Below are 12,603 nucleotides of genomic sequence, written 5' to 3'. Positions count from 1 at the left end.
CCTTGCTGGTGTACTCTTTGGGCCTTAGCAAGAGGAAGCCAATTTTATGGACATGACATTTTTCCGCGCCGCCCTGTTCGGGGCCCTGGTATTACTTTCAGGTTGTGATTCAGCCACTTCTCCCCAGACGCCAAAATCCGCCGCTACCGTACTGGACGGTAAAACCATGGGCACATTCTGGCGGGTCAGCGTCATAGACCTTGATCAGGCGAAGGCCGAGGCGCTGCGTCAGAAAGTTCAGGCTCAGCTGGATGCTGACGATCTTCTGCTTTCCACCTGGAAGAACGATTCAGCGTTGATGCGCTTTAACCATTCGCCGGAGACATCGCCCTGGCCGGTCAGCGAGGCGATGGCGGATATCGTGACGATGTCCCTGCGAATTGGCGCTAAAACTCACGGCGCTATGGATATTACCGTCGGGCCGCTGGTCAATTTATGGGGCTTTGGCCCGGACAAACAGCCGGTAAAAACGCCGGATCCGCAGCAGATTGCCGATGCCAAAGCGCGTAGCGGCTTACAGCATCTGACGGTGATCAACCGGGCCGACGGGCAGTATCTGCAAAAAGACATTGCGGATCTGTTCGTCGATCTCTCCACCGTCGGTGAAGGCTACGCTGCCGATCATCTGGCGCGCCTGATGGAACAGGAGGGGATCTCGCGCTACCTGGTCTCGGTGGGCGGGGCGCTGGTGAGCCGGGGCATGAATGCCGAAGGTCAACCGTGGCGGGTCGCGATCCAGAAACCGACCGATCGCGAAAATGCGGTACAGGCGATCGTCGATATTAACGGCCACGGTATCAGTACCTCGGGCAGCTATCGCAACTACTATGAGCTGGACGGCAAGCGCATCTCGCACGTCATCGATCCGCAAACCGGGCGACCAATCGATCACAAGCTGGTTTCGGTGACCGTTATCGCTCCGACGGCCCTGGAAGCCGATGGCTGGGATACCGGGCTGATGGTGTTGGGGCCGGAAAAAGCGCAGGAGGTGGTGCGTGAACAGGGGCTGGCGGTCTATATGATTGTCAAAGAGGGGGAGGGGTTTAAAACCTGGATGTCTCCGCAGTTCCGCGCTTTCCTGGTTGGCGAGAAAAATTAAACCGCAAGATTTCGGGTTTTTGCTAACGGACTTCGGCCCAGACTGAAGTTACACTTACAGCAGGAGTCCGTGATGAAACCGATAATGTTTGATAACGATGAGCGCCGCTGGCAGGCAGTATGCGAACGCGATACCGGCGCCGATGGTCAGTTCGTTTTTGCCGTGCTGACTACCGGCGTTTGCTGCCGTCCGTCCTGCCGCTCTCGTCGCGCGCTGCGGGAAAATGTTCGCTTCTATCCTGATGTCGATACCGCGCAGGCGGCAGGCTTTCGCCCGTGCAAACGCTGCCAGCCGGAAAACAGCGATCCGCAGCAGCAGAAGGTAGAGAAAGTCGCTGCCGCCTGCCGTCTGCTGGAGCAGGAGACGCCGATCACGCTGGAAGCACTGGCACGCCAGCTTGCGGTTAGCCCCTTTCATTTTCACCGCCTCTTTAAATCCGTGACCGGTATGACCCCCAAAGCCTGGCAACAGGCCTGGCGCGCTCGCCGTTTACGCGAAGCGTTAGGGCAGGGGGCGAAAATTACCGACGCGGCGCTATCCGCCGGTTTCCCGGATAATAGCAGCTACTATCAGCAGGCTGACGCCGCGCTGGGGATGACCGGCCGTCAGTTTCGCCGCGGCGGTGAGAATATGGACATTACCTGGGTATGCGGCGACGGGCCGCTGGGGCGCTGCCTGGTGGCTGAGAGCGAACGGGGAATCTGTGCCGTGCTACCGGGAGATAACGACAGCTCGCTGTATGATCAATTAGCCAGCCTGTTCCCCAATGCGCGACTGCATCCAGGCGATGAAGTCTTTCGCCTGCGGGTTGCGCAGGTCTTTTCTCATCTTAACGATCATCGCCAGCCGTTTTCTTTGCCGCTGGATCTGCGCGGCACGGCTTTCCAGCTTCAGGTCTGGCAGGCGCTGCGCCAGATCCCGGCGGGGGAGACCCGCAGCTATCGCCAGGTGGCGCAAAGTATGGGGCGTCCCCGCGCGGTGAGGGCGGTGGCCAGCGCCTGTGCCGCCAATAAGCTGGCGCTGGTTATCCCGTGTCATCGTGTGGTTCGCGAGGGTGGGGCGCTATCCGGCTATCGTTGGGGAACGGCGCGTAAGGCGCTGCTGCTGGCGCGAGAAGCGCAATACGAGGAGACATAATGCTCGATCTTTTTGCCGATACGCCGCCCTGGCAGGAGCAACTGGCTCCGGGGGCGATAATTTTGCGCCGCTACGCCCGTGAACGCGCGCCAGCGCTTTTGCAGGCAATCACCGATATTGCCCATCGTTCGCCTTTTCGTCAGATGGTTACCCCCGGCGGCTATACGATGTCGGTGGCGATGACTAACTGTGGCGAGCTGGGCTGGACCACGAACGCGCGCGGCTATCTCTATGCCAGCGACGATCCGCTGACGGAAAAGCGCTGGCCGCAGATGCCGCCGCTTTTCCGCGAGCTGGCCTCAGAGGCGGCGGCGGCGGGCGGCTATGCGCACTTTACCCCGGATGCGTGTCTTATTAATCGCTATCAGCCCGGCACAAAGCTGTCGCTGCATCAGGATAAAGACGAGCGCGACCTGCGGGCGCCGATCGTCTCCGTCTCGCTGGGGTTGCCGGCGATATTCCAGTTTGGCGGCCTGCGGCGTAGCGATCCGCTACAGCGGGTGCTGCTGGAGCACGGCGATGTGGTGGTCTGGGGCGGCGAATCACGGCTGTTTTACCACGGCATTCAGCCGCTAAAAGAGGGTGTTCATCCGGATACCGGCTCCTGTCGCTACAATCTCACTTTCCGCCTGGCAGGGAATAAAGAATAAAAATAAGAATTATTCTTGCTGTCATCGTCGAGCAGTTTAAACTGCTGGCTGTTTTTGCTTGCCCGGATTACGCGTTATGGAACTTCTTCTTCTTGTCTGGCGTCAGTACCGCTGGCCGTTTATCTCCGTCATTGCCCTGAGCCTGCTGAGCGCGGCGCTGGGTATTGGGCTTATCGCCTTTATTAACCTGCGCCTGATAACTATCGTCGATACCTCCCTGACGGTACTGCCGGAATTTCTGGGACTATTATTGCTGCTGATGGCGGTCACCCTTGGCTCGCAACTGGCGCTTACTACGCTCGGCCACCATTTTGTTTATCGCCTGCGCGGGGAATTTATTAAGCGCATTCTGGATACGCAAATTGAGAAGATCGAGAAAATCGGCAGCGCGTCGCTGCTGGCCGGGTTAACCAGCGACATCCGCAACATTACCATTGCTTTCGTGCGTCTGCCGGAGCTGGTACAGGGGATTATTCTGACCTTTGGTTCCGCCGCTTATCTGGCCTGGCTGTCAGGAAAAATGATGCTGGTTACCGCGCTGTGGCTGGCGTTAACCATCTGGGGCGGATTTGTGCTGGTGTCGCGGGTCTACAAGCACATGGCCTCGCTGCGCGAAACCGAAGATAAGCTGTATCACGATTATCAAACGGTTCTCGAAGGACGCAAAGAGCTCACCCTTAATCGCGAGCGCGCTGAATATGTATTTAATCAGCTCTATCTCCCGGACGCGCGCGAATACCGCCACCATATTGTCCGCGCCGATACCTTCCATCTGAGCGCGGTCAACTGGTCGAATATTATGATGCTGGGCGCGATTGGCCTGGTCTTCTGGATGGCTAACAGCCTGGGCTGGGCCGATACGGCGGTGGCGGCCACCTATTCGTTGACGCTGCTCTTCCTGCGCACGCCGCTGCTCTCTGCGGTTGGCGCGCTGCCGACTCTGCTCAGCGCTCAGGTGGCATTCAATAAGCTGAATAAGTTTTCGCTCGCGCCCTACCGCGCTGAATTCCCGCAGGCGCAGGTGTACCCCCACTGGCAGACGCTCGAGCTGCGCGATATTACCTTCCATTATCCCGACAACAGCTTTGCGGTCGGGCCGATTAATCTGACTCTCAGGCGCGGCGAGCTGGTATTCCTGATTGGCGGCAACGGGAGCGGAAAATCGACGCTGGCCATGCTGCTGACCGGTTTGTATCAGCCGGTTTCTGGGCAGATCCTGGTTGACGGGCAGCCGATGGCGGCGGATAAGCCGGAAGATTACCGCAAGCTTTTCTCGGCGGTCTTTACCGACGTCTGGCTGTTCGACAGGCTGCTGGGACCGGAAGGGAAGGCGGCCGATCCGGCACTGGTGGAGAAGTGGCTGGGCTATCTGCAAATGAATCATAAGCTACGGCTGGACGATGGCAAAATTCTCGACCTGAAGCTGTCAAAAGGGCAGAAAAAGCGCGTGGCGCTGCTGCTGGCGTTAGCAGAAGACAGAGATATCATCATGCTGGATGAATGGGCGGCAGATCAGGACCCCCATTTCCGCCGCGAATTCTATCAGGTGCTGCTGCCGCTGATGAAGGAGATGGGCAAAACCCTCTTTGCCATCAGCCATGACGATCACTACTTTCAGCACGCCGACAGGCTGCTGGAAATGCGCGGCGGCCAGCTCTCAGAGCTGACCGGAAATGAGCGCGAACTGGCGACCCGCGATGCGGTTGCCCGTACCGCCTGATCGGTTTACGCCGTCCCGGAGGCGTCAGTCGACCTCCGGGGTATCTGCAGGCTGCTGTTTTTTCCGTCGACCGAATTCATAGCGGTTATTATTTCCGCCTCCTCGCGCTATGCTTAAGGCTTCCGGCCTGCTGGTCTGACAGATATTTTTACAAGGATTGCCTGACCGATGTCCGTTTTGCACAAAAAAAGCGCCAGATTGCGCGATGAAGAGCGCGCCCGCCTCATTTGGCTCCTGAGCACCGATAAAGCCGTCACATCTTCACTGCTGGGTAAATTAACCCTCGCTGAACGCTACGATGACAGTACCCTGGCCGACGATCTGGCGGAAGTGGAAATGCTGGTTTCACACCTGCCGCCGCCGGATCTTGCCGATGCGCTCGAAGCGCTGCCCTATGATGCGCGCAACGCGCTCTGGCGGCTGGTCGCCGATGACAAGCGCGGCAAAGTGCTGCTGGAGGCGTCGGAAAGCGTCTGGGGCGACCTCATCGAAGAGATGAGCGATCACGATCTGCTGTTCGCGCTGCAAAATCTCGATATCGATGAACAGGTTTACCTGCTACAGCACTTGCCCCGCGATCTGACCGGACGTTTACTGGCCACCCTGCCTGCGGATAAGCGCGCGCGTATTCGCCAGATGATGCGCTACGCCGACAATACCGTCGGCGCGATCATGGAGTTTGAGGTCATTACCGTTCGTCCGGAAGCGACTCTCGCAGCGGTGCAGCGCTATCTGCGGCGACTGGGTAAAATGCCGGAGAATACCGATAAACTGTTTGTGACCACCCGCAATAAGCTGCTGCTCGGCGAACTCGAGCTGCAAACCATTCTGCTTAACGATGCGCAGAAGCGGGTAGGGGAAGTGATGGAAGGCGATCCGGTGACCTTCCAGCCGCACGAAGACGCGGAGAAAGTGGCGCGTACCTTTGAACGTGATGACTTACTTAGCGCCGCGGTGATTGATGCCGACGGCAAGCTGATGGGACGTTTAACCATTGATGAGATCGTTGACGTGGTCTATGAGGAGACGGATAACGATTTACGCCGCATGGGCGGCCTGAGCAACGATGACGACGTGTTTGCGCCGGTGAGCAAAGCGGTGAAGACCCGCTGGGCCTGGCTGGCGGTGAATCTTTGCACCGCGTTTATCGCTTCCCGCGTGATCGATGGCTTCGAACATACTATTTCCCAACTGGTGGCGCTGGCGTCGCTAATGCCGATTGTCGCCGGGATTGGCGGCAACACGGGCAACCAGACGATCACCATGATCGTGCGGGCAATGGCGTTACAGCATATTCAGCCGGGAAGTTTTACCTTCCTGATCTTGCGCGAGATGGGCGTTGCGCTGATCAATGGGATCGTCTGGGGCGGGATCATGGGGGCTATCACCTGGTGGCTATACGACGATCCGCAACTGGGCGGCGTGATGACGTTGGCGATGATGCTCAATCTACTGATGGCGGCAATGATGGGCGTCATTATCCCAATGGTTATGGTCAAGCTGGGACGCGACCCGGCGGTCGGCTCCAGCGTAATGATTACCGCGATTACCGACACCGGCGGATTCTTTATTTTTCTTGGGCTGGCGACGCTTTTTCTGATGTAGCCTGCGCTTGAGTCCGCAGACGGCGGGGGATTAGTGCCATTGAGATCAGCCCTGCCAGAACGCCGATTGCCAGATTGCTGGTGCCGACGGTTGCGCCGACGGTCACCAGCATCACCAGCGTTTCCGGCCACGGATTGCGCGCCAGCTCAGCCGGACGAATACTGTGCCAGCTAAAGGTCTTCACCGCGACAATCACCATCACCCCGGCGAGCACGGCCATCGGGATTTTTGCCATCACTTCGCTTAAGGCAGTCACCAGCAGGAGCAGCACCAGGCCTGCGGCAACGGTCGACACGCGGCTGCGCGCTTTACCCATTTCAACATTAACGATGGTCTGGCCGATCATCGCGCACCCGGCGATACCGCCATAGAACCCGGCGAGAATGTTGGCGATGCCCAGACCCGCGCTCTCGCGCGCTTTGCTGGAAGGCGTTTGGGTTAAATCATCCACCAGCTTTGCCGTCAGAAGCGACTCCATCAGGCCGACAAAAGCGATACTCAGCGCGCAGGGCCAGATGATGTGCAGCGTGGTTAAATTCAGAGGAACTATCAGGCTGGTTAACCCCGGTAGTCCGCCGCTCATTGAGCCTTCATCGCCGACGGTCGGCAGCAGCTGGCCGCTGAAAACGGTAAACAGCGTCAGCAGTACGATAGCGATGAGCGGAGAAGGGATTGCCTTTATATAGCGCGGCGCCCACAGCACAATCAGCAGCGTTAACACGAACAGGCCGATAATCAGCGGCTGCTTGCTCCAGAAATGCGGTACCTGGGCAAAAAAGATGAGAATACCCAGCGCGTTAACAAAACCGGTCATCACCGGCTGCGGAATAAAGCGCATCAGGCGCGCCATGCCGCAAATGCCAAACAAAATTTGAATAACGCCGGCCATTATGACCGCCGGGAGAATGTAGCCGACGCCATATTGATGCACCATCGGACCAATCACCAGCGCTACCGAACCGGCGGCGGCGGTGACCATCGCTGGTCTGCCGCCGAGAACCGACATCGCCAGGCACAGCACTACGGAGGCAATCAGGCTGACTTTCGGATCAACGCCAGCGATAACCGAGAAGGAGATGACCTCGGGGATTAGCGCCAGTGCGGTGAGTACGCCCGCCAGCGTTTCACGCGTCAGCAGCGCGGGCGAGCGCAGGATCTGGCCTAATGCGCCAGCGTTGCTGGAGGTAGCGGAATCAGAAACAGGGGGCATAAAAAAATTTCGCAGAATTTAAAAAATTTGGGCCATGATCGGTCGCTGGTTACGTGCGGTCGGTCACAAAACCGAGGATAATAGCGCGGAAGCGCCTCTGATACCAGTACAAAATGTGATTTATGATACACATTTATTAAACATTTTTATAACAGATCTCAAAACTCAACTTAAAATTTAAACAATATTTAAATTTTTTTTCTTCAGTGTTACCTTTGAAGCCGAGAATCGTTTCACCTGCGCTAAATAAAAAAGCGAGTAAAGTAAGGCTCAAATCCGATGAAGAAAAAGATGGCCGTACCCAGCTCACAGGCGGTTGGTTCCAATAACACTCGGACCAACACCCGCCATGAGCAAGAGACGGATGTATTGTTGATTGGCGGCGGCATCATGAGCGCCACGTTGGGAACCTGGCTGCAGGAACTGGAGCCGGATTGGTCTATTACCATGGTCGAGCAGATGTCCAGCGTGGCGGAAGAGAGCTCGAACGGATGGAACAACGCGGGTACCGGCCACGCGGCGTTGATGGAACTGAACTATACGCCGCAAACCGCTAACGGTATCAACATCGATAAAGCGGTCGACATCAACGAATCCTTCCAGATTTCTCGTCAGTTCTGGGCCCATCAGGTGACCCGGGGCATTCTGAAAAAGCCTAAATCCTTTATTAACAGCGTGCCGCACATGAGCTTCGTATGGGGCGAAGACAATGTTAACTTCCTGCGCGCTCGATATGCGGCTTTACAACAAAGCGAGCTGTTCCGCGGTATCCGCTACTCTGAAGATCATCAACAAATAAAAGAGTGGGCTCCGCTGGTGATGGAAGGACGCGATCCGCAGCAGAAGGTGGCCGCGACCCGCTCGGAGGTGGGTACCGACGTGAATTACGGCGAAATCACCCGTCAGCTGATCGCCGGGCTGCAAACCCATGATAATTTCTCTCTCCAGCTGGGGACCGTGGTGCGCCGTTTTAAGCGCAACGCCGACAAAAGCTGGACCGTTACGCTGGCGGATGCGAACAACCGCCACCAGAAACGGGTTATCAAGGCTAAATTTATCTTTATCGGGGCCGGCGGCGCCGCGCTAACCCTGCTGCAGGAAACCGGTATTCCGCAGGCTAAAGAGTACGCGGGCTTCCCGGTCGGCGGACAGTTCCTGGTGTGTGAGAACCCGGAAGTGGTTAATCACCATCTGGCCAAAGTCTACGGTCAGGCCGAGGTTGGCGCGCCGCCGATGTCGGTTCCGCACATCGACACCCGTATTATCGACGGCAAACGCGTGGTGCTGTTTGGGCCGTTCGCAACTTTTTCGACCCGCTTCCTGAAAAACGGTTCGCTTTGGGATCTGCTGGCCTCGACCAACACCTCGAATATCATGCCGATGCTCAACGTGGGGCTGGATAATTTCGATCTGGTGAAGTATTTGATTAGCCAGGTGCTGCAAAAGGACAAAGATCGTCACGCGGCGCTGTGTGAATACTATCCGGAAGCGCGCAAAGAAGACTGGCGCTTATGGCAGGCTGGCCAGCGCGTGCAGATTATCAAGCGCGATGAGAAGAAGGGCGGCGTTCTGCGCCTCGGTACCGAGGTCGTCAGCGATGACGAAGGCACCGTAGCCGCGCTGCTGGGCGCCTCGCCGGGAGCGTCCACTGCGGCGCCGATTATGCTGCAGCTCATGGAAAAAGTGTTCAAAGAGAAGGTCAACTCAGCGGAGTGGCAGGCGAAACTGAAAGCGATTATACCAAGCTACGGTACGCGTCTGGACGGCAACGCTGCGGAAATTGAAAAGGCGCTGGCGTGGACCAGCGAAGTGCTGGAACTGCACTACGAGCCGGTTACGGTGGCTGATGAGGTACCGCAGGCGGAGCTGAAGCCGCTGCCGGAAGGTAAACCGGTCGCTGATATTGCGCTCTAACTTTTTCTCCGGCGGCTCAGGCCGCCGGATTCACTCGTACAGGGATTAACGCACAACGGCCGTGCCGATGGTTTCGTCCGCTCTCCAGATACGATATTTCACATCGATGTTGGCCGGGGTATAAACCACGATTGGCAGCTTACTGTTGTAACGCAGCATTCCCGCATCGCCCAGACCTGCCATCACAAACTGCTTCTCTTTTTTATCATCCGGACAGGCCATCATGGTCGAGACGGGGGAAGTCACTTTATCAAATACGTAGTAGTCGTAGCCCCAGCCTTCAAGGGTTTTGCTTTCCAGCTGACCGCCAAGACGATGACGATTGCAGTCGACTTCCAGCGTTTGGCCAATCATCAGCTCCACTTTTAGCGTTGACTCATCCGGCTGCTGCGGCAACTGAATCACCTGACGCTTCATCCCTTGCTCCGCTTTAGGGTAGGGAGCGATTTTTTCCAGCGGCTGTTCAGTTGCAACGGCGCTGGCGGAAACGCAGGCAAGAGCCAGCATGGAAGCGGCGAACGTAGTGATTTTTTTCACGTGGGTAATCCTTTGTTATCAATCCTCAACGGCATAAGAGTAGCATTTATCCGCTGAATGATAAGTGCAATTTACCAAAATTTTCACAAATAGCAGTTATAAATTCTGTTTATGAGAGGGAGCGTAGTCGTTAACTACTTCCCATAAGCTTAACGTCTCGGTTTAAGACGGGCGCTGAGAACGGGGTTTCATCGCAGTCGAGCAGGGGGTGCCCCCCTGCGTTTTGCTGTCCCGCGCTGTTTTTACTCATTTACCGCTCAGATAAAACGCCGATCGCCACCTGCCGGGATGGCAACATTTTACCTGTAAAGCGCTGCAATACAGCGCTGCTACTCTTCGTGATTTTTACCTTCTTCGAGGAAATCTTCATCAAGCTCATCAATGTTTCCAGCGTGATCGCGTCCGGAGAGAAGGTTCCAGCAGGCGATAAACAGCGCGGCGATCAGCGGGCCGATAACAAAACCATTGATGCCGTAAATTTCCATTCCGCCGATCGTGGTGATCAGGATCAGGTAGTCCGGCATTTTGGTATCTTTACCAACCAGTAAAGGTCGCAGAATGTTATCCACCAGACCTACGATGATCACAAAGAAACCGACGATAAACGCGCCCTGCCAGAGCTGGCCGGTCGCGAAGAGATAGATTGCCGCTGGAACCCAGATAATCGCCGAGCCCACCGCCGGGATTAGCGACAGAAACGCCATCAGGGCGCCCCACAGGATGCTGCCATCAATCCCCACGATCCAGAACGCCAGTCCCCCAAGCGCGCCCTGCGCAAGCGCCACCGCGACGGTGCCTTTTACCGTCGCCCGGGAGACGGCGGCAAATTTAGCAAAAAGATGCTGCTTCACGTGATTCGATAGCGGCAGGGATTCAAGGATCAGTCTGACCAGATACGGGCCATCTTTGAGCAGGAAAAACAGCAGATAAAGCATGATGCCGAAGCTGACGGTAAAGCCGAAGGTCCCTTTCCCAATCAAGAATGCGCTACCGGCCAGGTACTGGCCTCCTTTCAGCGCTACGTCTGAAAGCTGGCGCTGAATCTGTTCCGCGCTATCGAGATTATGCTCAGAAAGGAAGCTCCTGGCCCATTCCGGCAGATGAGCAAACAGGCTGGCTACCACGGTCGGGAACTGGGTGTCATTATGCTGCAGTTTGGTGTAAACCACGTTGAGCTCGAAGGCCAGCGACGAAAGAATGATCGCCAGCGGGGTAAAGACAATCAGGCAGATAATGACGATGGTCAGCAGCGCCGCCAGGCCGTTGCGCTCGCCGAGCCGATCGCGCAGTTTGTTTTTCACCGGGTGGAAGATCACCGCCAGAATGGCCGCCCATAAAATGGCTGAATAATAGGGGGAGAGAACGTCGAAAAAAGCCAGGGTGACGATCAGCACGATCAGGATGAAAAATCCTTTCGTAAGTCCATTAACTCTCATGTAAATCCTTCAGAAAAATGACGTGTACAGTCAAATAATAGAAGTTTCTCGGCAATTTACAATCATAGCTGCTGCGGCGATGTGTAGAAGAGCTGTATTGATGGGAGATATCATTTCTGCTCATACTTTAAACACACCGGCAGAATGGATTCGCGCTATTTTTGTTCTCGCTTTCTCTGTCCGGCTCGCCAGGACGAGTAATCAGCCGCTGAGACTGCCAGGTATTATTTGGCTCTTTTATATTAAATTCTCTTTCCATTATTATCACGATATTAATACCCACTATTATTATTCCCTTACAGCGGGTATGCATGAAAATATTTAAACTTCTATTGATTGTGCAGAGTGTTTTCAGTTCCAGGAATAATTGTTATCCCTAGAGTGCATTGATTTATATCAATTAAATGGTTTTATTTATATATGAATGCAAAGTTTATTCATACGTCTGCTATGAATTTAGTCATTACGCAGAATGAATTATTAGTAATTTTTTACTGAGAGTTGAATTTCTTAATTGAAACCCTGGTTAAAAGCGGGAGGCTTACTGGTTGACCTGTTACAATACTTTGTTCTACTATGGTTTTATTCAGGCTATTCATTATTTTTCTCTAAGGTCCCTCAGAAGAGATTGCTATGGCCGCTACGACTCAGAATAAAAGCCGGGTTAACGTATTAATTTACCCTTAAGACTGTATATCGGTGGCGTACAGAGGAGTGTCGATCTACGACTAAAACTTCTAACCACCAGCGATTGTCAGTCGTAATACAGCAGCCGTTTATTCTCTGAAGGAGAAAAAATCATTATCAATAAAAATTATTTCAATGTCGGGCTATTTTAATTTGTCCCGGACATAATCTTCAGCGTGCAAAATATGCTGGCAGGGACGGTTCGGAATAAAAGTTGATGCTGAATGTTGCCTGTATTAAAGACTTTAATCAGGAAATAGCTGGTCGAAGAGATCGTAACATCGCGCCATGCTGGCGACGCCGCTCTAATTGCTGGCTTCTTAATAACGCTACTTTTCAGGAAATAACCTGGAAATATTTTAAAAGCCCCTGGGTGGTCAGAAGCGTTAGCTGATGAAATGCGCGAACCTGGCAAAAACACACAATCAGCCTGTCAGGCCTGATGCGCTTTGGTAAGTAAGCAGCGACGGGCGGTAGCGTGCCCGCAAACGATAAAGAGAGATTCCTGTGAAAACCCCGTCGTGCCGCAACGCCAACTTAATCCTGTCTGTACCCGTGCTGCAGAAGGAGTGCGCCAGACCCGGGCATGCGGGCAAATCCTGCCCGGG

Annotated in this window: 9 protein-coding genes; 6 read left to right on the top strand and 3 right to left on the bottom strand. The window is 55.1% G+C overall.

Annotation, left to right across the window (positions count from 1 at the left end; genetic code table 11):
* Positions 1 to 46: 46 nt before the first annotated feature.
* The 5 genes from apbE (at position 47) to mgtE (ending at position 6,211) form a co-directional block, all read left to right on the top strand.
* A complete protein-coding gene (gene apbE / locus KO1_RS08120) occupies positions 47 to 1,099 on the top strand; it encodes an FAD:protein FMN transferase ApbE (RefSeq protein WP_047720823.1) in 1,053 nt (350 codons plus the stop codon).
* A 72-nt stretch (positions 1,100 to 1,171) separates the two neighbouring features.
* Positions 1,172 to 2,236: a bifunctional DNA-binding transcriptional regulator/O6-methylguanine-DNA methyltransferase Ada gene (ada, locus tag KO1_RS08115; RefSeq protein ID WP_016809064.1), complete on the top strand. Its 1,065-nt coding sequence runs from the start codon at positions 1,172 to 1,174 to the stop codon at positions 2,234 to 2,236.
* On the top strand, positions 2,236 to 2,886 hold the full coding sequence (gene alkB, locus KO1_RS08110; protein WP_004103987.1) for a DNA oxidative demethylase AlkB: 651 nt from the start codon (positions 2,236 to 2,238) through the stop codon (positions 2,884 to 2,886). Before ada ends, alkB begins: the two co-directional genes overlap by 1 nt.
* Positions 2,887 to 2,962: 76 nt before the next feature.
* Positions 2,963 to 4,606: a multidrug ABC transporter permease/ATP-binding protein gene (locus KO1_RS08105; RefSeq protein WP_004103985.1), complete on the top strand. Its 1,644-nt coding sequence runs from the start codon at positions 2,963 to 2,965 to the stop codon at positions 4,604 to 4,606.
* A gap of 168 nt (positions 4,607 to 4,774) precedes the next feature.
* Positions 4,775 to 6,211 (top strand): magnesium transporter, encoded by a 1,437-nt coding sequence (gene mgtE, locus KO1_RS08100; RefSeq protein ID WP_004103983.1) that lies wholly within the window; start codon positions 4,775 to 4,777, stop codon positions 6,209 to 6,211.
* On the opposite strand, the gene KO1_RS08095 is transcribed toward mgtE, so the two are convergent.
* Positions 6,174 to 7,421 (bottom strand): SulP family inorganic anion transporter, encoded by a 1,248-nt coding sequence (locus KO1_RS08095; protein ID WP_004103980.1) that lies wholly within the window; start codon positions 7,419 to 7,421, stop codon positions 6,174 to 6,176. The two genes, mgtE and KO1_RS08095, sit on opposite strands and share 38 nt — an antisense overlap.
* A 279-nt stretch (positions 7,422 to 7,700) precedes the next feature.
* Between KO1_RS08095 and mqo the strand changes: the two genes are divergently transcribed.
* The gene (gene mqo, locus KO1_RS08090) at positions 7,701 to 9,335 is read left to right on the top strand and encodes a malate dehydrogenase (quinone) (RefSeq protein WP_004103978.1); all 1,635 of its coding nucleotides are present in this window, start codon (positions 7,701 to 7,703) and stop codon (positions 9,333 to 9,335) included.
* A gap of 45 nt (positions 9,336 to 9,380) precedes the next feature.
* Here the strand turns inward: mqo and eco are convergent, their stop codons facing one another.
* Entirely contained in the window at positions 9,381 to 9,872 is a 492-nt protein-coding gene (gene eco, locus KO1_RS08085; protein WP_004114163.1) for a serine protease inhibitor ecotin, read from the bottom strand.
* A 329-nt stretch (positions 9,873 to 10,201) separates the two neighbouring features.
* On the bottom strand, positions 10,202 to 11,308 hold the full coding sequence (locus KO1_RS08080) for an AI-2E family transporter (protein WP_004103976.1): 1,107 nt from the start codon (positions 11,306 to 11,308) through the stop codon (positions 10,202 to 10,204).
* Between the last annotated feature and the right edge of the window lie 1,295 nt (positions 11,309 to 12,603).

It is taken from the genome of Klebsiella oxytoca NBRC 105695, from assembly GCF_001598695.1.
Taxonomy (GTDB): Bacteria; Pseudomonadota; Gammaproteobacteria; order Enterobacterales; family Enterobacteriaceae; genus Klebsiella; species Klebsiella oxytoca.
The sequence above is the reverse complement of the archived record's forward strand: the minus strand, read 5'-3'. Positions and strand labels throughout refer to the sequence as shown.

Coding starts and splice junctions, on each gene's coding strand:
- apbE (WP_047720823.1), top strand. CDS start 47: ATGGACATGACATTTTTCCGCGCCGCCCTGTTCGGGGCCCTGGTATTA.
- ada (WP_016809064.1), top strand. CDS start 1,172: ATGAAACCGATAATGTTTGATAACGATGAGCGCCGCTGGCAGGCAGTA.
- alkB (WP_004103987.1), top strand. CDS start 2,236: ATGCTCGATCTTTTTGCCGATACGCCGCCCTGGCAGGAGCAACTGGCT.
- KO1_RS08105 (WP_004103985.1), top strand. CDS start 2,963: ATGGAACTTCTTCTTCTTGTCTGGCGTCAGTACCGCTGGCCGTTTATC.
- mgtE (WP_004103983.1), top strand. CDS start 4,775: ATGTCCGTTTTGCACAAAAAAAGCGCCAGATTGCGCGATGAAGAGCGC.
- KO1_RS08095 (WP_004103980.1), bottom strand. CDS start 7,421: ATGCCCCCTGTTTCTGATTCCGCTACCTCCAGCAACGCTGGCGCATTA.
- mqo (WP_004103978.1), top strand. CDS start 7,701: ATGAAGAAAAAGATGGCCGTACCCAGCTCACAGGCGGTTGGTTCCAAT.
- KO1_RS08080 (WP_004103976.1), bottom strand. CDS start 11,308: ATGAGAGTTAATGGACTTACGAAAGGATTTTTCATCCTGATCGTGCTG.